Genomic DNA, 23,970 nt, shown 5'->3' with positions numbered 1-23,970 from the left:
GATATCGTTCCTGCGCCGAACGCCGTGCATGCGCTGGTCACGGAGAGCCTGTGCTTGTGCTTGTGCTTGTGATTCCAACTTGCGCTAATGCAGGACAGCGGACACTCAATTAATCCCGTCAACTCGCCGATGGCAGCCTGCGCGTGGGCTGAACAGCATCTCAGCCAACGATCATTCTCCGAACAGTTGTTCGGCTGCGAGTAGTGAGCGCCAGGTGCGGATCGCGAGCGTGCTCTGAAAATCTCGCGTGAGGAGCGAACAACTTCGAAGATGGTGTTCTGGCCGCCGGTATTAACGCTGATAGAATGACGGCCGTGACGCGTTCGAATGCCCACTCGAAGCCAAGCCGTACGGCTTGGTGTCGCTGCACTGTTCGGCAAATGAACCCATTTCTGCAAATGAGCACATTTGCACGTCAAACTTGCGATTTTTAAGTATTAACCAATTAAAATTGTTTCTTTATTCCATTAGTTGTATTTTAATGTCCTCACTCGGCCTCGGCTATATGCCGAAGGACATAGACGGCCGGGTCGAGGCAGGGTCCATGTTAGACACGTCTGCGAAGGAAGGGATATTCAAGCGCACCCGGCTTGTGATCGTAGACCGACAGCCGATCGTTCTACAGGGGCTTAAGTCAGTACTCGGGGCACAGCCGGACTTCGACGTTGTCGCGTCGTGCAGCGACGGGACAAGCTGCATCCAAGCGATTCGGAGTTTGACACCCGACATTGCACTTCTTGCCGACACCCTGCCAGATCTGACGGCATCCGAGATCCTCGCCATTGCGAAAACTGAGGGCCTGCCCACGCGCCTGGTGTTCTTTACCGATTCCGACACCGACCACGATCTAGCCTTGGCCATCGCTGCCGGCGCGTGTGATGCAATCGCGAAGTTTGCCGCACCGGACGCTGTGCTGCGATCACTGCGGCTGATGACGAAGCGTAGCGTGTTTTTGGACCAGTCCGAGCTCTCGCCAACCGCCAAGGAAGCCGACAGCGGCAAAATTGAGAACCGGCTGGAGCTATTGACGCCGCGCGAACGTCAAATTGTGCGGCTGGTGTCGGAAGGAATGTCGAACAAGGAGATCGCGCACCAGCTAAACGTTTCCAACGGGACCGTTAAAGTACACCTGCACAACATATTTCAGAAGCTTGAAATAACCAACAGGACGGTGCTCGCTACCCTCGCATTGCTACAACGCCCGTCCGGGTTCGGAATGCTCTCGCTCGCTCTCCTGGCGGTCGCCATTGCGGACGAACTCAAGGCGTCGGAGGCGAACGCGATGCTTCCGGATGATGACAGCATCGGCCCAGCGGTGGAGCATGCCGAATATGAGCCCTGGAAGCGAGCTATTCTCCGTCATGTCATCATTGCGAAATCCGACGAGAAGCCGGCGCTCACCCACAGAGACGTTTTTGTCGAGGCGCGCCAAATCTCAATCGCTGCATCGGCAATGGAAGCGCTGCGCAGCGCTGAGCAATCCGCAGGCTCGAAATCGAAGGATTACAGTTCTGTTGGATCAAGCACGCGCGATCTGGCCACGCCTTACGTGCGAGGAATGAACGACGCGCAGATTGGAGGCGACCCCACCGCGGAAAATCTATTCTCGCGGCTTACACCGAATCCGACGTTGATTCACGCGGGGTATGGTACTTTCGCCACTCTGACCGGTGCGTTGATCTACGCACTGAACGATCCCCACTTGGCCTTGCTGTCGCATGAGCCGGCCAAAGTGTCGCTCGACAGTTTCGTGGACATTACCGGAGATAATGCGGCCACGAAGCTGGCCGCGATCACCAATGCCGACGATAATCATGTCGAGAACTCAGTCCGGGGTTTCCTTGCGCACGATTCTCGCCTGGCTTCCGCGTTTGTAACCACTGAAAACGAAAGCGTCGCCGGACAAGGCACTCGGGGCCACATAAGTGATGGCACCGATGCCGGTATTGGTGGATATAGCCGCGATCAGCTGATGGACGGCAACGTCGCTGAAAGCGTTGTTCATCGCTTCCCGACCGATTCCAATTCTACCTTTTCGGGCTCTGTCTTCAATTTCGCATCTGGGCCGAGCAGGATCAATCTTGCGGCTTTCGGAGCGCTTGCCTGGCTTCATATGACAGCAGCAAGCAAGTCCATACCGCCACACACCGTCGCCTGGATCTTCGACTCCGCAAGCAATGAAACGATCGTCTATGTGAATGCGACGGATCATGTTCTGGACATCGGAAATCGCGACCTGTTGGAAATCCATTTGCGGGGGATTGTATCCATTGCAGAATCGGATTTCTTCGGCCAGCCGACGGGCGCGGCTGCCGCTGTCACCTTGGAGCAGCTCGAAGACACGCTGACATCGTTGACTGCAACCGAAACTGTTCTGAGTACGGACAGTGCCGATACAATTATCGGGACGAGCGAGAGCGCACTGGGGACCGCTGGAGTTTGGGACATTCTGGCTGATGTCGGCTGGAGGACCGAATTCGCGCCGGCCCGTACAACGGATGAGAGTGCCGATGGCGGGTCGGCTCATGTACCACCGATCGTGCTTGTTCATGCTGCGACGGCCACCGCGGTTGAAAGTTCCACATCGAAGAGTCAGCGGATCGATGCAGGTACCGGCCCTGGCATCGCAGCGGCCGGTAGCGCGAGCGGCGGTAACTCACAGCATGTTCTGGAGCCATGGCCTGCAAAGGAAGCAGGTCCGGAGCAGACAGAAGCTGGCTTCATGCCTGGGAGCGATGTCGGTGATGAGAACGGGCATCAATCCACGGCTTCGGACCCTCCGGGAAGGTCGGCGAAGACGGCAGAAACAGACCGCGTGGAACATGGCAGGCCGGTGAACCCAACGTCTACAAAGGCACCGGAAGCAGCCGAGTTTGATGAATCGAGCCTCGCGACAGCCGACAGGGGCGACCGCGAAGGGCAGCACGCTCCCGAGCAAATGTCTGCGAGGGCGGCCGGCAGAGATGTGGCCGAACTGAAGTCCATACCGGGTAATCGCGCCGGCAATGACAACGCGCATGATTCACTGGCTTCGGAGGGGTCGTCAGGGCCAGCGAAAGCGGCCGAACCAGGCGGCCTGGACCACAGCAACTTGCACGCGTCGGAGCGAGGGTCGGCAACGGCCGCCAGAGATGTGGCCGAAGTGAAGCCGGGCAATCGCGCCGGCAATGACAACGCGCATGATTCACCGGCTTCGGAGGGTTCGCCAGGGCCGGCGAAAACGGCCGAACCGGGCGGCCTGGACCACAGCAACTTGCACGCGTCGGAGCGAGGGGCGGCAACGGCCGCCAGAGATGTGGCCGAAGTGAAGCCGGGTAATCGCGCCGGCAATGACAACGCGCATGATTCACCGGCTTCGGAGGGTTCGTCAGGGCCGGCGAAAACGGCCGAACCGGGCGGCCTGGACCACAGCAACTTGCACGCGTCGGAGCGAGGGTCGGCCACGGCCGCCAGAGATGTGGCCGAAGTGAAGCCGGGCAATCACGCCGGCAATGACAACGCGCATGATTCACCGGCTTCGGACGGTTCGTCAGGGCCAGCGAAAACGGTCGAACCAGGCGGCCTGGACCACAGCAACTTGCACGCGTCGGAGCGAGGGTCGGCAACGGCGGCCACGGAAACGGCCGAAGCGAAGGCCGTACCGGGCAACGGCGTCGGCAATGACAATGAGCATCATTCCTGGACTCCGGCCGATACGCCTGGGTCAGCGACGATGGCAGAGCCCAGCGGCGTGGAACACAGCAACAAATGGGGGCATTTGACCTCTGCCCACGGGCCGGAAGCAGACGAGAGTGTTGCAACGGCTGGTAGCGCAGACCGCGGTAGCACGCAACACGCCGCAGAGCCGGAGCCTGCAAAGGCGGGGGCAACCACCGAGTTGGGTGAAACTGATTTCATATTCGGAAACGGTGTCGGCGATGGCGCCAATCATCGTGCTCCGGACGCAAGCGCGTCGACAGCAGCGACTACGGCAAAACTGGCCGACCTGCATCACGGCAATTCGGAACACAATTTCCCCTCGAGCCCTGCAGACGTATCAGCAGCAACCGAGATTGCCGAATCGAGCACTGCAAGGGGCGATAGCGCCGGAAACGGAAACTCGCAGCAGGCTACGCAACCTGCTGCAATCGAATTAGCAGCCGCACAGCCGGCTAAATCTGCGTTCGAGACCGGCGGTGCGGATCAAGAACGGGTGTTCCGCTTCGATAGCGATGCAACTCCTTTCACTCTCGTCGCCGCCGTTGAGCCCAGAGAGGTCCACATTCCGCTCGATCCAAACGTCCAGCACGGTCAGGCGACCACCCCCGATATCCTCGTCACAATCCTCCCCAATGCACTGGACGAACATGCGGCCAATCACGGCAATAACGGTCCGCATCACGCCACCGGACTTGCACCTCATGACTGGCTGATTTGAAGCGTTGCATTGTCGTTGACTGAAAACGAGCAGGACGCGAGGGGCCACGCGGGAATCGATAACGGGACGAAGCGAGGAGGTCGAGGGCACATTCAGGAGGCGCTCCGGCTGTCGTCGCGGGATACGCTCTGGTGCATGTTAGTCGCGCTCGCCAAGTTGAGCGTCAACGCAGACCGGGAGGCCCTTGAGCCGGAGCCTCGAAACCAACCGAATTCGCGCGCTGTAGCATCCCGGCCGAGATGCTGATCCCTGCAATTGCCGTCGTCACACCATCGGATCGAGATGTTCGTGTCCCGAAAAATGGAAAAATGCGCCCGGAGCTCGTGAGAACTCCGGGCAGTGGAGGGAGGGGTGCTAAGTGGGGCGCCTGCTGCCATTTGCTGCGACTTAGCCACTGGCGATATGCGCAACCGCGTCGCCGCTGCGTTCGGGCTCACGCCGAGATCGCCTTCACCGAGCCGACCTCGTTGCGCAGCAGGAATTTCTGGATCTTGCCGGTGGACGTCTTCGGGATCGGCCCGAACACGACGGCCTTCGGCGTCTTGAAGCCGCTCATGTGCGAACGGCAGAAGGCGATGATCTCGGCCTCGCTCGCGCTGGCGCCGTCCTTCAGCTCGACGAAGGCGCAGGGCACTTCGCCCCATTTCGGATCGGGCTTTGCCACCACGGCGGCGAACAGCACGGCCGGGTGCTTGTAGAGGACGTCCTCGACCTCCACCGAGGAGATATTCTCGCCGCCGGAGATGATGATGTCCTTGGAGCGGTCCTTGATGATGACGTAGCCGTGCTCGTCGAGCACGCCGAGATCGCCGGTGTGAAACCAGCCGCCTTCGAAGGCTTCCTTGGTCGCCTTCTCGTTCTTCAGATAACCCTTCATCACGATGTTGCCGCGGAACATGACCTCGCCGATGGTCTCGCCGTCGCGCGGGACCTCCTGCATCGTTTGCGGATTGATCACGGTGACGGCTTCCTGGAGCGGGTAGGGCACGCCCTGCCGGCGCTTCATGCGGGCGCGCTCAGGCGCGGGGAGCTCGTCCCAGCCCGGCTGCTCGGCGCAGACCGAGGCGGGCCCGTAGACCTCGGTCAGGCCGTAGACGTGGGTGAGCTTGATGCCGATGCTTTCGGCGCCTTCCAGCACCGCGACCGGCGGCGCTGCACCCGCGATCAGGCCGACGACGCGGCGGGCGGCACTGCCGGTTGACGTTTCCTTGGGCGCATCGGGGGCGTTGATCAGCGTGTTGTAGACGATCGGCGCGCCGCACATGTGGGTGACGCCGTGGCGCTTGATCAGCTCGAAGATCCTGGTCGGCTCGACCTTGCGCAGGCAGACATTGACGCCGGCGGCCGCCGCAATGGTCCACGGAAAGCACCAGCCGTTGCAGTGGAACATCGGCAGCGTCCAGAGATAGACCGGATGCTGGCCGAGATTGCCGGCGAGGATGTTGCTGACGGCGTTCAGATAGGCGCCGCGATGATGGGTGACGACGCCTTTGGGATTGCCCGTCGTGCCCGAGGTGTAGCTCAGCGCGATCGCGTCCCATTCATCGCTCGGCGTGATCGGCGCGAAACCTGGATCGCCTTGGGCGAGGGCTGCCTCATACTCGATCTCGCCGATGCGCGTGCCGCCCTTGAACGATGCATCGTCGACGTCGACCACCAGCGGCTTGGGGCCATTCATCCGCGCCAGCGCCTCGGCAATCACGCCTGAAAACTCCGGATCGACCAGGATGATCCTGGCGCCGCCATGGTCGAGCTGGAACGCGATCGAAGGCGCATCGAGCCGGATGTTGAGCGCGTTGAGCACGGCGCCGGTCATCGGCACGGCGAAGTGCGCCTCGTTCATCGCGGGAATGTTCGGCAGCATCGCCGCGACGGTGTCGCCGACGCCGATGCCCTTGCCTGCGAGCCAGGACGCAAACCGCCTGCAGCGCTCATAGGTCTGCGCCCAGGTGAAGCTGCGGCCCTCATAGACCGTGCTGACGTGATCGGGATAGACCGCCGCGCTGCGCGCGAGGAAGCTCAGCGGCGTCAAAGGCAGGAAATTGGCCGGACACTTATCCAGGCCTACACCATACGGATTTTGTCCTTCACTCACGGAGTCACGACCTCTCAGAGAAACCCGGCGGCTACGTAGCGCCGATCGCAAGTTGCTAATCCGTCTGATAGCAGCACGCCCGAACCTGCAGAATCGGTCAACTGACGTATTGTCGGAGAACCACGCGGAGCGGAAGCTTGGCGAACGGCTTGTTGCGAACGGCACGCCGTCGTTCGCTCGGAAAGCGACCATGGTTGCATCCAGCTGTGGTGCTGACGTGGTTTGACGTTGCTGACGAGGGCGGGTCTGCGATCTCCGGATTGCGCTCGCGCCCGATCCGTTGGCGACCAAGGGAGATAGATAATGGATACGGTCGCTGCTCCATCGTCCTGCACCTGCTCGTCGGATCTCCTACCGCAGGATAGCGTGAAGCATCCTCTTGATCCCCTGACCGCTGCCGAGATTCGTGGTATCGTCGAGATCGTCCGCAAGGATCCGCAATACGGTGCAGACTTTCTCTTTGAGACGATCGAGCTTCTGGAGCCGGAAAAGGCAGTTGTTCGTCGGTACAGCTCCGGAGATCCGATCGACAGAACTGCACGGGTCAATCTGTTTCAGGTCAGGCAGGACGGGATCTGGCGGCTAACCATTTCCCTGACCGAGCAGAAAATCCTCACCTCCAGCTATCTTCCGTCGGCCAAGCCGATGATCCAGCTCGAGCAGTTCACGGCCATCGAAGACGCCGTTCGCGCGGCTCCCGAGTTCATTGCCGCCTGCAAGAAGCGGGGCATCGAGGACATGTCACTCGTTTGCATCGATCCGTGGTCGGCGGGAAATTTTGACATTCCGGGCGAGGACGGTCGCTATCTCGCCCACGTCTTCGCTTGGGTACGTCTACGAGAGAACGACAATCTCTACGCGCACCCCATCGGCGGACTGAACGCCGTGGTCGACATCAAGACCTACGAGATCATCCGCGTCGACGACCACGAGATCATCCCGATTCCGAAGACGGAGGTGAATTACGAGGCGGAATTCATCGAGAATCCGCGCACCCCTTACAAGCCGCTCAATATCGTTCAGCCCGAGGGCGTTTCGTTCAGGCTCGATGGACATCGGCTGGAATGGGACCGCTGGTCGGTGCTCGTCGGTTTCAATTCCCGCGAAGGCCTGACTCTGCACGATATCAGCTATGACGGGCGGCCGATCGCGCACCGCGCATCGCTGGTGGAAATGGTCGTCCCCTACGGCACCACGGACAAGGGGCATTTCCGGAAGAACGTCTTCGACATCGGTGAGTACGGCATAGGCAAGCTCGCTAACTCGCTGAAGCTCGGCTGTGATTGCCTCGGTGCCATCGCCTATCTCGATGCACATCTCGCGACGATGGACGGCAACGTCATCACCATCGAAAACGCGATCTGCATCCATGAGGAGGATGCCGGCTTACTATGGAAGCATTGGGACTTCCGCTCCAACAACGTCGAATCGCGCCGCGCCCGCAGGCTGGTGGTCTCCTGCATCGCGACGGTCGCCAACTACGAATATGGCCTGTTCTGGTACTTCCATACGGACGGCTCGATCCAGTTCGAGTTGAAGGCGACCGGCATCATCAACACGGCCGCCTGCCATCCGGGTCAGCCCGGCAAGTACGGCAAGGAGGTCGCCCCCGGCGTCGTCGGTCACATTCACCAGCACATCTTTTGCGCACGGCTCGACATGAATATCGATGGTGACGACAACAGTGTCGTCGAGCTCAACACGAAGGCCGATCCTTGGGGGCCGGACAATGCCTATGGCAACGGTTTCTACGAGGAGGAGACGGTTCTCAAGACCGAGCTTGGCGGGTGCCGCCAGGTGAACCCCGCGACGCATCGGGCCTGGAAAGTTATCAATCCCAATCGCAAGAACTGGGTTGGCACGCCGACAGGCTACAAGCTCGAGGCCAGTCATCCCGTGACACCGTTCATCCATCCGGAGTCGCCGTCGGGCAGGCGGTCGACCTTCATCAAGAACCAGCTCTGGGTGACGGCCTTCGATCCCGAAGAGCGATATCCGGCTGGCGAACACATGAACCATTCGGATGGAACGGGAGGTGTCTCCGATTTCGTCAGGAAGAACCGGAACATCGAGAACACCGATATCGTGCTCTGGCACGTCTTCGGTCTTCACCATCAGGTCCGCCCTGAGGACTTTCCCGTTCAACCCTGCATCTTCACCGGCTTCAAGCTGATGCCCAGCGGCTTCTTCGATCGCAATCCTGGCATCGATCTCGCGCCCGACAGGAACGCCGCGAGTTGTCATGCGCAGGCCGCCGAGTAGGGCGCGGCTCGCCACTGGACCCCTCGCATTCCAGCCCGTCCGACCGGCATCGTGGGCCGGTCGTGGCTCCTCCGTTGGAAGGGTAGCGTGCTCCAGGTCGATGGCCTCCGCGATCGTCGCTTTCGCGATTTTTGCAGGCTCGGCCGCGCCGCGTCCTCCCCGCGTTGCTGGCCGTCACGATCCAGCATGATCTGGGCTTGCAGCCCTCCGACGTCTCCTTGCCGATCACGCTCGGCATCGCAGTCTCTGCGTGCGCATCGCCGTTCGCAGTGTACAGCATCGAACGCTGGGGCGTTCGAGCGCTGTTGGTCGCCAGTCTGGCTCTCCTGGCGCTATCGCTTGCATCGACGACGCACGCGGCGTCGCCATGGCATCTCACCGTGGCCTGGGGATTGGGCGTCGGATTCAGTGGCTCTTTCAGCGGCTCCCTTCTGGGCGCAATGGTCGGGAGTCGTGACGGCGCGGCGCATTGTGGGACGCGCTTCGGCCTCCTGGTATCGATGCAGCCGCTGGGATCGGCGGCGGGACTGCTGCTGGCATCGCGCGTGGCCAATGCGCTCGATTGGTGCTTCGTATTTCAGGCCGCTGCTGTCGGCGTGCTCGCCACGGCGTTCGCCGTTGCCCTTGACCCTATATCCCCACGAGGAGCCTCGCCACGCGAGTCCAAGTCCAACCGGCACGTGTCGTCGCGCCCAAAGGAGAAGACCTGGCAGTTCTGGGTCCTTGCCATGATCTTCTGCATCTGCGGCGCGTCGACATCCGGCTTGATCGACAGCCGGCTCGGTATGCTCTGCATGGGCGCGGGTCTCGGCCTCGCATCGAGTGCCGATGTCATGGCGTTGGTCGTGCTCGGCGGCGCGATAGGGAGTGTGGTGAGCGGGTATCTCGCGGACCGTTGTCCCGCGCGAACGCTGCTGGCACTCTACTTCGTCGTCCGCGCGCTCCTCTTGCTCTGGCTTCCCTTCACCGGCTTCAGCGTCGTCGAATTGGCCCGGTTCGGCGCGCTCTATGGCCTTGATGCGGCACTGACGTTCCCTGCGCTGGTCAGGCTGATGTCCGGAAATCTAGGCACGCGCCGCGTCGGCAGAGTGATGGGCTGGATGACGGTGATGCACCCGGCAGGAGGCGCCATCGCTTCTGCCGGGATCGGCGCCCTCGGCCTCGCAGCCTATGCCGTCGGATTCGCCGGCGTCGGCCTTGCCTGCCTCGTAGCCGCGGGGCTCGTGGTGCTTCTGAAGGATGCGCCCGCGCAAGGCGCGCCATCCGGCTGAAACAGTCGCGGCCGATCAATGGCCAGCGAAGTTTCGCGACCGACGGGAAGGGGACTCCGCCAGCAGCAGTCCTTCGGACACCGCAAGCGCCGCGAGTCGCGTGCGCGAGTCGCAGCTCATCTTTGCGAGGATATGCTCGATGTGCGTGGAGACCGTGCGGGGCGACACGAAGAGTTGCTCGGCGATGTTGGGATTTGAGGCGCCGCTGGTCACGAGATGCAGGATCTGAATCTCCCGGAGCGAGAGATTATGCGGCCAGCGAATGCATTGCTCCGTGATCAGAAGGATGTTTCCGCGGCAGGGCGTGATCGTGACCTGGTGACAGCGGCCGGCCTCGTCCGGCCAGACGAAGCGTTGAGCGCTGGGGGATTTCGCCTTCTCCAGCACGAGCCGGCGAAGCTCTCCGCCCTCGCCGAGATGCGGTCCCGGACTACGGTTGGGGAGGTGAAATGCAAACCCATTCGGGGAGACCGCGATGGCATAGGCGCCTGGCGCCAGCTCATCGGCCAGCAGCTGTGGTGTCCTGAGCTGATCGCAGATGTTCAGCAGAATCGGGCGGAACCGCTCGGTCATCTCGCGGTGCTCGTCCTTGGCGTGCGCCTCCCTGGACCAGCTCATGTGGATGGCCCCGATATAGCGGCCATCCGCGACTCGTAGACACATCGTCGAGCCTTCCCTGAAGCCATCCGGCATCAGGTATTCTTGAGCGGTGAATGTATCCGGCAAATAGAGATTCCAGTCGCGCTTGTAGTCCCGCCAGCGCAGCGAATGCGTGTCTTTCTCGCGAGCGATCGCGTAGGCCGGGCAGGAGTTAGGGAATCCGTCGAGCACGTAGGACATCGTTCTGTCGGTGTACCCGTCGGCGGCAAGAGGGCGATGGGTTCGGGATATCGGGTCCATCGCGATCAGGGCGATCGCCTCGCTCCTCACGAACTCGCGTAACAGGCGCGCCACCTGCGTGGCCTGATCGATGATCTGATCATTCAGGGTTGCCGCCGGTGTATCGAGCCGCACCGTCGCTGACATCATATGGTCGATCGCTGCCGATTTCACGGTGAGCCTCCAGCTCGTGAAAGATCTTGCCAACGGTTCGTGATCGGATCTTCTTCTTGGCCGCTAACGATCCGTTAGACCGGCGGCTTGCGGAGTGCTCCGCGTCCTCAGCGGAGCAAGGACCGCGCCAAACAATGCGAGCTGCCACATCACGACGGTGGCCATTCGCCCTGCTGATCTCGACCGGCCCGGATCGAGCCGAGACGCCGAGCTGAAGCTGCAATTGCATATTAGAGGCTGTCACTCCTTTAGTCAAAACAGTGTCACACTTCAGCTCGTTCAGGGCCAGCAATTCTGACGCAACAGGACCTTCAGCGCTGTTGACTGATGAAAATCTGGGCGTGGCTTGCTGCCCAAGTCGTCACCCTGAGCCCTGTTCGCACCCGCAGCGTCGGTCCTGGATCACATCCGGGCCGTCCAGATCAGGCTTCAAAATCGGTCAGCTGACGTATTGCTGAAAATCGGCAGAAGACTGAGGCTCTGATCCATGCGGTTCGGCCGAAACCACCATGTCATCCGTGGGAATACGGATCGAGGCCGCTAATCACCCGACGGCGCGTGATCGCATCGTCTTAGTATTAACAGAAATCCGGCCTGGTCTCGGTCGCGATGCCGAAGACCCGCGCGCGATTGCAGGAGAGGTTGCTCGGATGGTTTCCAAACTCACCAGGCGTTCAGTAACCACGGGCATCGGCGCCGCCATGGCCGCACCGTTCGTTGGACGGTCGGCGCTTGCCGCCCAGCCGATCGTTCTCGGCCTTCCATACTGCCAGACGGCCGCAGCGGGTGTCGCGGATCATCAGGATTTTCTGAACGGGACGACGCTCGCGATGGAGGAGATCAATGCCGCAGGCGGCATCCTCGGCAGGCCGCTGAAGCTGTTCACAACGGACATGAACGTTCTCTCGCCGGAATCCTCCAAGCAGGCGCTGGCTGCCTGCGTTGATGCCAAGGTCGACGCGATCTCCTTTGCTTTCACGCTCGTCCCGCTGCCGGCGATGGACGCGACGGTGAAGTACAAATGTCCCTACATCAACGGCAACGCGCAACGCGCCGGTACCTCTGCCGTCAAGGAGCAACCGGATAAATACAGCCACATCTTCCAGTTCTGTCCGTCTGAGGTGAACTACGGATGGAGCTATGCTCTCTGGCTGGAAGACCAGGAGCAGGGCGGCGTCTGGAAGCCGAAGAACCGCAAGGTCCATATCATTCAGGAGCAGATCGGTTACTGCCAAACGATATCGCGTGCGGCCCAGGAAGCGATCAAGCGGCGCGGCAAGTTCGAAGTCGCCCGCATTACGGATATCCAGTATCCCGTGCAGGACTGGGCACCGGTCATTCGCGAGATGAAGGAGGTCGATGCCGCTGCGATCATGGTGGACCATTGGGTGGCTGCTGAATACGCCGCCTTCTGCAAGCAGTTCGTGGCAAGCCCGGTGCGCGATTCGCTCGTCTATCTCCAGTACGGTCCCTCGCAGCCGGAATTCCTCGAGCTTGCCGGTTCGGCGGCGAACGGCTTCGTCTGGGGCACCACCATGGGCATCTATGGCGACGAGAGGGGGCTCGCCTACAGGCAGAAGTACAAGAAGCGTTTCCCGGGCATTGCGGGGCTTGCCTATACCGGCATTGCCTACGATCAGACCTACTACCTCAAGAAGGCCTGGGAAGCGGTCGGCGATCCCCGAAAGTTCAGGGAGGTCTGCGACTGGATCCGAGCCAACCCGCAGCGCGGCGTCTGCGGCTACGTCGATATGGGCAACCCATATCAGGAAGCGCTCCATTTCCCGGACAATGGCGGCGACGAATTGCAGGCGCGCAAGCTCGAGTCCGGCGTCGCGCAGCTCTATGTCCAGATCCAGGGTGGCGAGCACAAGATCGTCTATCCCGGTCCGGTCTCGGAAACGAAGCTGATCTCTGCGCCGTGGTGGAGCTGATGCTCAGACAAATCTCCCGAAACGGTGCGGCCGAACAGGGCGGAAAGCCCGTCCTGTTCTCCTGCAGCGGCATATCGCTCGATCTCGGCGGTCGCGAGATTCTCCGCGATATCAACTTGCAGGTCGAGGCCGGAGAAGTGCTGGGCATCATCGGGCCGAACGGTGCGGGCAAGACCAGCCTGTTTGAAATCCTCTCCGGCCGGATGCCGCCAAAGAGCGGCGCAGTATGGTTCAAGGGCAAGAATGTTACGGGCTTGCCGTTGTATTCCCGCTCGCGCCTGGGGATCGGCCGCACGTTCCAGACGCCGGTGGTCCCTGACGAGCTGACCGTCGGCGAGACGTTCAAGGCGGCGCGTCAGGCTCATCGTCCATTTCTCACAAGGCTCGATGCCGAATATGGCGCCGACCTCGTCGGTCTGAAGATCAGTGACGACACGCCGGCGACGCAGCTCGAGACCTCCAACCGGCGCAAATTGCTGCTGGCCTGCCTGCTGATGCGTCGGCCCTCGTTGCTGCTGCTGGATGAGCCGGCGGCCGGCCTGATCAATTCGGAGGTCGACGAGATCGACACTCTGCTGCGCATCCTCGCCAAGGAAATGAACATCGCGATCCTTATCGTCGAGCACCGCATCGAGCTCCTCGGGACGATCGCCGACCGCATTCTGGTGATGGATGCCGGGGAGGTCATTTCCGAGGGGCTGATGGACGACGTCATGGCGGATCCGAAGGTGCATGCGGCTTACTTCGAGGATTTCAGCGAAGAGGCCGATACATGAATATCTCGGTGAGCAACCATTTGCCGGGCGCTCCGGCGCGTCAGCCGCAGCGCGAGGTCCTGAACGTCAAGGGACTGTCCGCAGGTTATGGGCCGGTTCGCGTCATCCACGATCTCGATCTCGTCGTTCAGTGTGGGGAGCGGATCGGCATCGTCGGCCTGAATGGCCACGGCAAGTCGACGCTGTTCTATGCAATCGCCGGGCTTACCGGTTGGCAGCGCGGGTCGATCAAGCTGAACGGCAGGGAGGTCGGTCGCACGCGAAGCCAGGGGCCGGGGCGCTACACCCACGAGATCGTGCGCGCGGGATTGGCGTTGATTCCGCAGGGCGACGAGATCTTCCATGGCCTGACCGTCGAGGAGCATCTCGATTCCGGGGCCTACACCGCGGCGGCCTGGCGCGATCGCGCCGCGCGCAAGCTCCGCATCCTGGAGATATTTCCACCGCTGCGGAAGCTCATGGGCGTACCCGTGGGGCGCCTGTCGGGCGGCGAACGGCGCATGGTGTCGATCGGCCGCGGCCTGATGACGGATGCGTTGCTCTTCCTCGTCGACGAGCCATCGCTCGGGCTGGCACCTAAGATCGGCAAGAGCGTGATCAACGCATTGATGGCCGTCGAGCTCGGGAATGCCGCGATGATCATTGCGGAGCAGAACGTTGCACTGCTCGAGGGACGGGTCGATCGCGTCATCGGCATGCATGTCGGCAAGCTCAAGGGTGAGGCCTCGGCGGCACTCGCGTTGAACGTTTATCGAAAGGCGTAAAACGTGGATATCTGGTTCATCGTCAGCAACACCATCGTCCTGGCGTGCATTTACGGGACGCTTGCGATCGGAATTTCGATCACGTGGTCGAGCCTCGGTCTGCTCAACCTCGCTTACGGCTTCATATTCGCACTCGCGGGCTATGGCGCCTGGCTGTTTGCCCAGTATGTCTCCACATGGGGGCCTGCAGTGCTGGCCGCGGGTATCCTCGCAGGCGCGCTCGGGGGAGTGGTCATCTGTGCGGTCGGATTCATACCGATCCACGACAAGCCAAACTTCACCATTCGGGGTCTGATTGCGACGCTCGCGATCAATCTGATCGGCACGCAATTCCTGCTCTGGTGGTTCGGACCGCGATCGAAGAGCCTGCCGGATATCTTCGGCAGCTGGTCGCTATCCTTGCCGGGTGTGGTCTTCACGGCGGACAAGGTCGGGAACGTGGTGACATCCGTCCTCATATTGGCGGTCGTTCTGAGGTGGATGCAATCGAGCCGCCGTGGCCTCGAAATCCGCGCCATGATGATGAATCCGCATGCGGCATCCATCGTCGGCATCGGCGTTCGGCGAACCTCGTTCTACGTCATGGGCATCACGGGCGGGTTGGCGGGCCTCGCGGCCGTTCTCCTCTCCCAGACCTACTATATCTCGCCGTTCGGCGGACTGATGCCGATGATCAAGGGCGTCAGCATTGCGCTTTGCGGCGGACTCGGCAGCGTGCGCGGTGCCGTCATCGCCGCGATCGTGCTCGGCCTCAACGAGGCGCTGACGGGCATATCGATCGGCGGACGCTACGTTCTCATCACCCAGTTCGTCGTGATCATCGTCATTCTCTTGGTCCGTCCGCGCGGCATCGCCGGGCTGCTCGACAAGGCGAGGGAGGCCTGAGTCATGTCCATCGATGGCGGTCACAAATGGCGCAATCCGCTCTTCGTCTGGGGCGGCACGCGCGACGTGGAAGAGCTCCCGACCATTCCGTTCCGCAGCCATCAGGAGGTCTGGGAAAGAACTCGTCGATCGACGACGAAGCTGAATCCCGTCGGCCGTCTGCGCTACTACTACAAATGGCCGGGCCATGGCGCAACGATGTGGAATCGTCTTCGCTACTGGCCGACACGCCGCCGCGTGCTTCGCCTGCGCGGGGAGTACAACCCCAAGACGTTGCGCGCGGAGAAGACGATCGTCGACAAGCGGCCCATCTGGTGGATGCTGGGGCTTCTTGCGCTGGCGATCGCTCCCCTGTTCACGCCAGGCGACCTGCAGAACACAATGCTGACCGCGGGAGCGACGTTCGGCATCTATTCCGCCATCAGTCTGTGCTGGATGCTCATCATGGGCACTGCGGGCGTCTTTTCGCTCGCGACTTATGCCGTCGTCGGGACGGCCGCATTCGTCACGGCATTGCTTGCCGTCAAGTTCGCATTGCCCTGGTGGTTGTTGCCGCTGATCGGCGCGCTGGTGGGGCTCGTCTTCGGCGGGATCATTGCGCTGCCGGCCACGCGGCTCGACGGATTCTACTATGCGCTTCTCACCCTTGGGCTCAACGAGCTCTGCCGGGTCTACTTCGTGACGTCGAAGGAGTTCGGGTCCGCGAATGGCGGCCTTTACGGCGCCACAACCTATATCCCGGAAGACTGGTCGCAGTTGGGTCAGCTGCTCCTGGCGTATTACGCCTGCTTCGGCCTGATGCTGCTGGCTTTGCTGCTCTACCGGTTCGTCAACGGCCGCCGGCTTGGACGAATCCTGCGCATGGCGCCTGAAAAGCGCGAGGCCTTCGCCGAGGCGACGGGGGTCAACTTTCGCCAGGCGCGCGTCTGGGTGTTCCTCATCTCGTCGGCGGCGCTGGGCTTCATCGGCGGATTCTACACCTCGAATTTCGGTGGCGTGGCGTTCTCGATCTTCAACTTCGATACCGTGCTGCTGGGGCTCGCCATGCTGGTGATCGGCGGCGTTGGACGTGCGGAAGGCGCGGTGGCCAGCACCCTGATCGTCGTGTTCTTCGACCAGGTGCTGAATACGTGGGGACCGGCTCGCTTCATGATCATCGGGCTCATCATGCTCCTGGTCGTGCTCTACCTGCGCAACGGGCTGTTCGGGATCAAGGCGCAGTTCCGTGCCTGGCGCGACAAGAAGAAGAGCGAGCGGCGATCGACGCGAGCGGAGAAGGGCGGCGAGATGCTGCCAGAGGAGGCGACCGAGACCGACGACAAGAGCGTCATCTACCAGCGGCGCCACGACAAGATGACCCGCGACCATCTCAAGACGCTGGTGTCGCCGGAGATCATCGAGGAGCATCGCCACTCCCTCAACGGGCAGCACAGTGAGGCGCTCGAACGGCTGCTGATCTACTTCCGCACCCGTCCTCAGGTGGAGAAGTACGCCATCATGGCCGTGGAGCGCTTCGAAGGCTATCGCATCGTCGCTCTATCCGGACATCGGGGCGTGGCTCCGCGTGTGGTCGAGGACAGGATCTACGCAACGCCGGATGAGGCCTGCCACGGCGTCTTCATGCGGCGCGTTCAGGATTTGCTGGAGTCCTGATTCACGGACGAAGCGTGTCCGACCTGCGCGGCGGACGTTGGGCTCGTAAACGAGGGAGTTGGTGGTGACACCGGTCAGACTTTTTGGCTACACGGACAGGATCTCGGTCAAGCCGGGCGAGACCATCCAGTTTCATGTCAGCGCCGAGGGGACGGATACGGCTGAAGCGCAACTGGTGCGCCTGATCCACGGCGATCAGAATCCGGCAGGGCCAGACTTCGTCGAGGAAGAGGTGGCGTGCACCGCAAACGGCAGGTGGCGGGTCGAGCCGCAATTCACCCAGGTCGGATCGTTCCTCGAGGTCGATGATCCCGAGGGCCGGCTGGCGTTCGCAAACAGCTTCACCCTGTTCGCCTTCATTCACCCGACTTGGCCCGCATCCGGAAAGCGGCAAACGATTATCGGCCGATGGGCCGGCGATCGAAAGCAGGGCTACGGGATCGGCATCGACGAAAAGGGGCATCTGCAGTTTTGGATCGGACGCGGTGAAGAAATCGAGCGCCTGACCGCAAACGTGCCGCTGCAGGTGCAGATGTGGTATTTCGTGGCCGCCACCTTCGATGCCGAGACCCGGCGTGCGACCTTGCACCAGGTCGGCGTCGGCAACAGGTACAACGGCCTGTTAGGCAAGGTCGCGCTGGTGGAGTACGAATCCCGCGCGTCTGCGATCTTCCGAAGCAAGCCCGGCACCCTGGCCTCAACTCCGTTCTTGATGGCAGGCTCGCGCAGCCGCGACGCGCAACAGCGGGCGTGCGTGTCGGAGCTCTATTGGGGCAAGATCGACCGGTGCGGCGCATTTGATCAGGCTCTACAGCCCGCCGAGCTCGACACGATCAGGAGCGGGCTCGTGCCCGCGATGGACAGCCTGGTCGCGTACTGGGATACGAGCGCCGGATACACCGACCGCGGCGTCGGTGATCTCGTGGTCGACGTCGGCCGGCACAAGCTGAATGCCCGAGGATACAATCGGCCCGTTCGCGGCCAGACCGGCTGGAACTGGGAAGGCTTCACCGATTGTTTCCGCCTGGCTCCGCACGAGTTCGGCGGGATCGAGTTTCATGCCGACGCGCTGACGGACTGCAATTGGAAGGCGACCAAGATCGTTGCCCTACCGCGCGGTCTCAAGAGTGGCTGTTATGCCATCAGGCTGCGATCCGGCTGGGGAAAGAGCGTTAGCGAAGAGCATGTCGTCTTCTTCGTGCGGCCGGAAAGGCCGCGAGCACGTATTGCACTCCTGTTTCCGACGCTCACCTACCTTGCCTTTGCGAACGAGCGCTTGAGCTTCGATCACCCCGAGCGTGAGGCTTTGACGGGGCAGCCGGCGGTGGTGTCCGACATCGACATCGAGATGTATATGCGAGCCGATTTCGGGCTGTCGACCTACGACATGCACGCCGACGGCAATGGCGTGTGCTACAGCTCCTATCACCGTCCGATCATGAATATGCGGCCGAGATACAGGATGCCGAGCCTCGATGTGGCTTCGGGATTGGCTGCGGACCTATCCATCGTCGCATGGCTGGACCAGAGCGACTTCGAGTACGAGGTCCTGACCGACGAGGACCTGCATCGCGATGGGTCGGAGGCGTTGTCGCCGTACGCCTGCGTCATCAGCGGCTCGCGCCCGGAGTACTACACCGAGCGAATGCTGGATGCGACCGAGGATTATATCGCGGCCGGCGGCCGCTACATCTATGCAGGCGGCAACGGGTTCAACGCCACCGCCGGCATTCGCGACGGCGAGCCATGGATCATGGAATGTCGACGTCGCGATGATGGGTACAAACCGTGGGTCTCCCGCTACGGCGAGCACTACATGGCAACGGACGGGATGCGTGGCGGTCCCTGGAAGGTGCTCGGACGGGCGACCCAGAAGCTGGTTGGCATAGGCCTGAGCAGCTCGGGCGGTGGACGAAGCGAACCATACCGGAGGATGCCGGACAGCTATCACCGCACCGTGTCCTGGATCACCAAAGGCGTCGATGGCGAGATCATCGGTGACGCCGGTCTTGCCAACGACGGCGCCGCAGGGCTGGCGCTCGATTATTACGATCGCGCTCTCGGTACACCGCCGCACACCAGGGTCATCGCATCATCGGGCGGCCACACGGACAGCTATGTCGTGAACCAGCAGCTCGTCCTCTATTCCTACCTTGGTCTCTATGGGTCATATGACTGGCGGGTTCATGCCGACATGACCTACTTCACCGCTCCCCATGGCGGCGCCGTGTTTGCGTGCGGCTCGGTCGCGTTCGCGCAATCGCTGCCGGTCAACAATTTCAGGAACAGCGCATCTCGCGTGCTGGCGAATGTCGTGGAGGCATTTGCCGGGGCCGGCAGGTTGCCCGGGTTCGCTTGGGTCAACGAGGAAAAGCAGTGGGCTTGATGGATCCATTGAGAGCCGCGTCGGTACGTGCCGCGGCCATGGTCAACGTCGAACATTTGCAAGTGGAGAGCTGAGGATGCTGCCTCTCGAATACGACAGGTCCGGCGACCGCGACATCATCGTCCGGGATCGTTTCGATGGCCTCCGCCGCGAGTTTCTACGTACGCTGGTGAACCCCGAGGTCATCGAAGAGCACCGGCGGTCGCCTTTGGGACAGCACAGCGAAAGGCTCGAGCGACTGTTGATCTATTTCCGTCAACGCCCGCTTGAGCAAAGATATGCGGTCAGAGCAATCGAGCCGTTCCGGCGCTATCAGGTCGTCAGGCTCTCAGGACGTCGGGGTGTCCCCCCGCGTTTGGTCGATGATGCCATCTACACGTCGGCGAACGATGCCCGTCACGGCCTGTTCCTACGCTGCATCCGCGACCTTCTCGAAACTTAGCGCAACTCGCCTGCCGGGCAGGGCACCTTGTCCGGCTTCTCGATGGGAAACTTCGCACCATGGCGCAGATCAAGATATTCGGCTACGCAGACAAGATCTCGGTGAAGCCGGGCGACACCATACAATTTCACGTCAGTGCTGACGGCACGTCGACCGCTGACGCCCATCTCGTGCGCCTGATCCATGGCGACGAGCATCCGCATGGTCCGGGATTCATCGAGGAAGAAATCGACTGCGTCGCCAACGGCTCCTGGCAGGTGGAGAAGCAGTTCACGCAGGTCGGTGCCTTTCTCGAGGTGACCGACCCCGATCGCAAGCTCGCGCTCGACGGCAGCATCACGCTCTGCGCATTCATCTGGCCGACATGGCCCGATGTCGGGCATCGGCAATGCTTGCTGGGCCGCTGGGACAACGACAGGAATCACGGCTATGGTCTCGGCATCAATCCAAGCGGCAGGCTGGAGTTCTGGGTCGGCTGCGGAAACGAGATCGACTATCTGCAGGCTGAGCTGCCCCTGCAGAAGCAGGCCTGGTACTTCGTCGCGGCCACATTCGATGCGCGAAGCGGTCGCGCCACCCTCTACCAGGAAGGGGTCGTGAACCGCTACAACAGCCTGCTCAGCAAAGTCGCGCCGGTCGAATACCGCTCGCATGTGTCGGAGATGTTTCGGTTCAGGCAGAACAACCTGCCCGATACGCCGTTCCTTGTGGCGGGCTCGCGCGACTGGCACGCACTGCGCGGTCATTTCGTGTCGCAGCTCTATTGCGGCAAGATCGATCGTTGCGGTGTGTTCGATCGCCCTTTGGGTCGCGAGAAGCTCGACTCGATCCGCTCGGGTGGTCAGCCCCCATCGGACGGCATGGTCGCATATTGGGACACCACGAAGGGGTATACCGATCGCGGGATCGGCGATGTCGTAGTCGACATCGGACCAAACCGGCTCGATGCGAAGGGCTACAACAGGCCGGTGCGTGCGCAGACCGGCTACAACTGGAACGGCCGCAACGACTGCTTCAGGCTCGCCCCGCATCAATACGGCGGCATCGAGTTCCATGCCGACGCGATGATCGACAGCAACTGGAAAGTCACAAAGACGCTCGAGCTGCCCGAAACGCTGCGCAGCGGCGCCTACGCGATGCGGGTCCGCGGCGGCGACGGCAAGGGCCTTGCGGAGGAGTACATCGTTTTCTTCGTCCGGCCCCGCGTGCCGACGGCGCCAATTGCTCTGTTGTTTTCCACAGCAACCTATCTGGCCTATGCCAACGAGCGCTTCGCGACCGACGGCCAGATCGTGCAGCCAATGGCCGGCCAGCCGCCAACGATCTCCGAGGTCGACATCGAGATCTACGAAAATCCGGAGTTCGGTGCGGGCTGCTACGACACGCATGCGGATGGTGCCGGCGTCTGTTACACGAGCTACCGTCGCCCGATGGTAAACATGCGGCCGAAATACCGGATTGCCGCATTCGACTTGCCGTGGAATTTTCCGGCAGACCTCTCGATCCTGGCATGGCTCGAGCACAAGGGGTACGACTACGATATCCTGACCGACGAAGATGTACATCTCGAGGGTGCCGCAGCGATGGCGCCCTACGCGTGCATTCTGAATTCCACGCATCCGGAATATCATTCTGAGCGTATGCTCGACGCGCACGAGGATTACATCGCCGGTGGCGGGCGCTTCATCTGCATGGGCGCGAACAGCTTCTGCTGCAATGTGGCGTTTCGCGACCACGAGCCGTGGATCATGGAGTGCCGTAAGACAGGTGGACACTGGATCGCCTGGGCAGCACGGCCGGGCGAATACTACCTCGCCACGACCGGGCAGATGGGCGGAATCTGGACCAGCTTTCAGCGCTGGGGGCAGAAGCTGGTCGGCAATACGTTTGCCGGCGAGGGCTTCGCCCATAGCCAGCCTTATCGGCGGATGCCCGACAGCTACGATCCTGCGCTCGCCTGGATCACCGAGGGGATTGAAGGCGAGATCATCGGTGATTTCGGCCTGGGCAACGGCGGAGCGGCGGGCATCGAGATCGACTGCTACAAGCTGGGGTTTGGCACGCCGCCTAAAACCAAGATCATCGCATCCTCGGGTGGTCACCCCGACAACTACATCGCCCACGACGAGGAGGGAGCCCACGCCCACCAGGGATTCAGCGGGACGCACAACTACATTCTGCGGGCCGACATGGTGTACTTCGAGGCGCCGAATAATGGTGCGGTGTTTGCAACCGGATCCATCGCCTTCGGAAGTGCCCTTCCCATCAACGGCTTCGAGAACAATGTCTCGCAGCTTCTGAGCAACGTGGTGAACGCGTTCGTCCGGCCGGGTCCGTTGCCCGGCTCGGACAGACCTAGGGAGATTGCAGCAGGGCTCGAGCGAGTCGCCCCTTAGCGCAACCCGCCTCGATGTCTCGTCCTGCGTCGAGGCATGACGCGCGAGCCGGTGCAAGGTTCCGTACGCTTAGGAACTTGCGATGGCATTCGGGTTTTGGTGGACGCGGGAGAGGCTCCGACCGCGGCGTCATGAATGCTGAATCATTGCCACATGATCGGGGGTGGAGAACGATGAGGGACAGCACGTCGGATATCGCCGACATCAGCGGCGCGGTTCACTTGTGCATCGACATGCAGAATATTTTCGCTCCGGACGGCCTTTGGGCGACGCCCTGGATGGATCGCGTCCTGCCGACCGTCGTCTCCGTTGTTGCGCGCCATGCGGAGAGAACGATCTTCACACGCTTCATCACCCCGCAGGATCCGGAGGATCGCCCGGGGCAATGGCAGAGCTATTTCCGGCGCTGGCGCCAGGCGACGCGCAGGTATCTGCCATCATCGGCTCTGGAGCTCGTGCCGGTCTTGGCCCGGTTCGTTCCGCCGGCCGCAATGATCGACAAGCCGGCCTATTCCGCATTCAGCAATCCGGGTCTTGCGAGCCTGCTGGTCGAGAAGAATGTCGGCACGGTCGTGATATCGGGCGCGGAGACGGACGTCTGCGTGCTCTCGACCGTTCTGAGCGCCGTCGATCTCGGCTTCAGGATCGTCATCATCGAGGACGCGCTGTGCAGCTCGTCCGACGTCGGTCACGATGCGCTCATGACGATGTATCGCACCCGCTTCCACGGCCAGGTCGATCTGGTGACGGCAGAAGAGCTGGCCGAGGTCTGGCGGGAGTAGGGAGCCACGATCCGACCTCATCGAGCCGCGCGAGCTCCTTGCACCCCTCGCGGCAAATCAAGCGACTGCGACGTCGGCGGTCACCGGTCTCGCATGTGCCGGCCGCGTATCGTCCGCGTCGGATCGCATGCTCAGATAGGCGGGGTCGAAGCCGGCGAGCCGGACCAGACCCGGCCAGTCCATGATGGTCAAGGTCTTGCTCTGCCATTGCAGCAGATTGCAGCGCCGCAGCTCCTGGATGGTGCGGTTGGCATGGACCGGGGAGATGCTGCAGGCCGCAGCGAGGTCGGACTGGGTGAAGGGCGAGGACAATCTGAAATCTCTGGCGAGGCCGACGGTTTGCAGCCGGACGGTGATCTCGCAGAGCAGATGCGCCACGCGCGTCAATGCGTCCCGGCTGCCGAGGTTCACCGTCCAGTTGCGCTGGATCGCGTGATCGGCAAGCAGCATCAACAGCAGCGCGTGCGACATCGCCTGAGAACGCACCGCGAGCTCGCGGAAGAAGCGGTGCGGCACGAGCGCGACGATTGCAGGGCCGAGCGCGGTCAGGTTGCCCTCGATGCGCGGGCGATACAGGCTTTGCAGGTTGGCGATGTCGCCGGGCACGCAGATCGCGGTGATCTGGCCATCTGCGCTTTCGTCATTCTGCCAGGAGAGATATCCCTGGAGCACCAGGCAGCATTGCGTTGCCTCAACGCCGTGCCGCAGGATGGTCTGATGCGCGCCGAAATGCGCGATACTGCTCGGCATGTCCGCCAGCAGATCGAGATGGTCCGGGGTCAGTTCGACGAGGCTTATCAGGCGGTCGGCGAGTTTCGAGAAAGCAAATCCTGCCTGCATTTGATCTCCGATAC

15 protein-coding genes are annotated in these 23,970 nt (G+C 61.9%); 12 read left to right on the top strand and 3 right to left on the bottom strand.

The window, feature by feature from the left end; translation table 11 throughout:
- Positions 1-358 precede the first annotated feature (358 nt).
- Positions 359-4,417 carry a LuxR C-terminal-related transcriptional regulator gene (locus N2604_RS26110; RefSeq protein ID WP_260376313.1) on the top strand — a complete coding sequence of 1,353 codons (4,059 nt, stop codon included), beginning with the start codon at positions 359-361 and terminating at the stop codon, positions 4,415-4,417.
- A 433-nt stretch (positions 4,418-4,850) separates the two neighbouring features.
- Here the strand turns inward: N2604_RS26110 and N2604_RS26105 are convergent, their stop codons facing one another.
- Complete coding sequence (locus tag N2604_RS26105; protein ID WP_260371012.1) at positions 4,851-6,512, bottom strand: acyl-CoA synthetase; 1,662 nt, start codon at positions 6,510-6,512, stop codon at positions 4,851-4,853.
- Between the two features lie 366 nt (positions 6,513-6,878).
- Between N2604_RS26105 and N2604_RS26100 the strand changes: the two genes are divergently transcribed.
- Together N2604_RS26100 and N2604_RS26095 are read left to right on the top strand one after the other, a co-directional pair.
- Positions 6,879-8,774, top strand: a complete 1,896-nt coding sequence (locus N2604_RS26100; RefSeq protein ID WP_260371011.1) for a primary-amine oxidase — start codon at positions 6,879-6,881, stop codon at positions 8,772-8,774.
- Between the two features lie 164 nt (positions 8,775-8,938).
- Positions 8,939-10,045: an MFS transporter gene (locus tag N2604_RS26095; protein ID WP_260371010.1), complete on the top strand. Its 1,107-nt coding sequence runs from the start codon at positions 8,939-8,941 to the stop codon at positions 10,043-10,045.
- 15 nt (positions 10,046-10,060) lie between these two features.
- Here the strand turns inward: N2604_RS26095 and N2604_RS26090 are convergent, their stop codons facing one another.
- Complete coding sequence (locus N2604_RS26090) at positions 10,061-11,098, bottom strand: LuxR C-terminal-related transcriptional regulator (RefSeq protein ID WP_260371009.1); 1,038 nt, start codon at positions 11,096-11,098, stop codon at positions 10,061-10,063.
- A 509-nt stretch (positions 11,099-11,607) separates the two neighbouring features.
- On the opposite strand from N2604_RS26090, the gene N2604_RS26085 reads away from it, so the two are divergent.
- From N2604_RS26085 to N2604_RS26045, 9 genes are all read left to right on the top strand, one after another.
- Entirely contained in the window at positions 11,608-13,032 is a 1,425-nt protein-coding gene (locus N2604_RS26085) for an ABC transporter substrate-binding protein (RefSeq protein ID WP_260371008.1), read from the top strand.
- Positions 13,020-13,808 carry an ABC transporter ATP-binding protein gene (locus N2604_RS26080; RefSeq protein WP_260371007.1) on the top strand — a complete coding sequence of 263 codons (789 nt, stop codon included), beginning with the start codon at positions 13,020-13,022 and terminating at the stop codon, positions 13,806-13,808. Before N2604_RS26085 ends, N2604_RS26080 begins: the two co-directional genes overlap by 13 nt.
- On the top strand, positions 13,805-14,572 hold the full coding sequence (locus tag N2604_RS26075; RefSeq protein ID WP_260371006.1) for an ABC transporter ATP-binding protein: 768 nt from the start codon (positions 13,805-13,807) through the stop codon (positions 14,570-14,572). The genes N2604_RS26080 and N2604_RS26075 overlap by 4 nt, the downstream gene beginning before the upstream one ends.
- A gap of 3 nt (positions 14,573-14,575) precedes the next feature.
- On the top strand, positions 14,576-15,457 hold the full coding sequence (locus N2604_RS26070; RefSeq protein WP_260371005.1) for a branched-chain amino acid ABC transporter permease: 882 nt from the start codon (positions 14,576-14,578) through the stop codon (positions 15,455-15,457).
- 3 nt (positions 15,458-15,460) lie between these two features.
- On the top strand, positions 15,461-17,110 hold the full coding sequence (locus N2604_RS26065; protein ID WP_260371004.1) for a branched-chain amino acid ABC transporter permease: 1,650 nt from the start codon (positions 15,461-15,463) through the stop codon (positions 17,108-17,110).
- A gap of 64 nt (positions 17,111-17,174) precedes the next feature.
- Positions 17,175-19,496 carry a LamG domain-containing protein gene (locus tag N2604_RS26060; RefSeq protein ID WP_260371003.1) on the top strand — a complete coding sequence of 774 codons (2,322 nt, stop codon included), beginning with the start codon at positions 17,175-17,177 and terminating at the stop codon, positions 19,494-19,496.
- Between the two features lie 76 nt (positions 19,497-19,572).
- Entirely contained in the window at positions 19,573-19,938 is a 366-nt protein-coding gene (locus N2604_RS26055) for a hypothetical protein (RefSeq protein ID WP_260371002.1), read from the top strand.
- Between the two features lie 59 nt (positions 19,939-19,997).
- Positions 19,998-22,334, top strand: a complete 2,337-nt coding sequence (locus N2604_RS26050; RefSeq protein WP_260371001.1) for a LamG domain-containing protein — start codon at positions 19,998-20,000, stop codon at positions 22,332-22,334.
- Positions 22,335-22,507: 173 nt separating this feature from the next.
- Positions 22,508-23,116: a cysteine hydrolase family protein gene (locus tag N2604_RS26045; RefSeq protein WP_260371000.1), complete on the top strand. Its 609-nt coding sequence runs from the start codon at positions 22,508-22,510 to the stop codon at positions 23,114-23,116.
- Positions 23,117-23,173: 57 nt separating this feature from the next.
- On the opposite strand, the gene N2604_RS26040 is transcribed toward N2604_RS26045, so the two are convergent.
- On the bottom strand, positions 23,174-23,956 hold the full coding sequence (locus tag N2604_RS26040; protein WP_260370999.1) for a Crp/Fnr family transcriptional regulator: 783 nt from the start codon (positions 23,954-23,956) through the stop codon (positions 23,174-23,176).
- Positions 23,957-23,970 lie beyond the last annotated feature (14 nt).

The organism is Bradyrhizobium sp. CB1015 (assembly GCF_025200925.1).
Taxonomy (GTDB): Bacteria; Pseudomonadota; Alphaproteobacteria; order Rhizobiales; family Xanthobacteraceae; genus Bradyrhizobium.
Note: the sequence above shows the minus strand (reverse complement) of the source record. Positions and strands in the feature narration are given on the sequence as shown.